We start from the raw sequence: 892 nt of genomic DNA, 5'->3' as shown, positions 1-892 counted from the left end.
CGTGTTAGCGCCGATGGTAGTGTGGGAGTTCCCATGTGAGAGTAGGACATTGCTAGGCTTCTATTTAGAGAGACCCGTAGCTGACGCTACGGGTTTTTTGCTTTCTGGGATTTGATAAATAAAGCTTGAGATGGCGCCGCTACTTCCTCTATGCTAAGCATAAGCAGTGAAACGTATTAGCGTCGTTGTTAAAGAGCGTGTAGGTATTCTTGTCTTTATGTGAGACTTTTCTTCTCCATCTCCATCTGCACCCAACGCATTAGTGCATCTATGTACGTAAAAAACCCGTAGCATTAGCTACGGGTTTTTTGCTTTTTATGGTTTAAAGCTTAATTTACTGCAATTTGAAACGCTTTATAGCGAATGTACTCAGCAGCCAAAACTTTGATAAGTATCATAGCATTAGTGTATCCTTTTATTTAGACCAATCTTTAATGCTCTATACCGATAGAGGTGTAAAATATCGTGGGCAAGTTTATCAAAAAATATTGAAACGACATGGGATATTTCATAGCTTGAGTCGAGCAGGAAAATGTACGGGCAATGCCCATATGGAGTCATTTTTTCATTCGATGAAAACGTTGGATTTTGCTTCTAGTCGCTTATTTAACCAACTGTTTTTGGCCTGTTAACAGGGCTATATGGACTCGCTTTTCTCAAGCAATAGCATCTTTTGCAACAAGAAGATCTGACAGCCGCTCTAAATTTGGCGCTTATTAGCTTTACTAAGCTTTCACCCTGAGGATTTGCGCATTGAGCAATGCGTCATACCAATCTCACTAATTATCTGATCATTTTTACTGGTTAAAATAACCCACTACTGCGTTATTTATTTAATAATTAGAACAACTAGTTATTAAAATAAATGCCTTATATTTGGCCATTTTTCCTG

General features: G+C 38.5%; 1 pseudogene. It reads left to right on the top strand.

Annotated elements, in window-relative coordinates:
* Positions 1–431: 431 nt before the first annotated feature.
* Positions 432–581 (top strand): annotated as a pseudogene (locus H4J54_RS00025) (IS3 family transposase); the annotation flags it as partial.
* Between the last annotated feature and the right edge of the window lie 311 nt (positions 582–892).

The organism is Colwellia sp. MB3u-8 (genome assembly GCF_014076985.1).
Classification (GTDB): Bacteria; Pseudomonadota; Gammaproteobacteria; order Enterobacterales; family Alteromonadaceae; genus Cognaticolwellia.
Note: the sequence above shows the minus strand (reverse complement) of the source record. Positions and strands in the feature narration are given on the sequence as shown.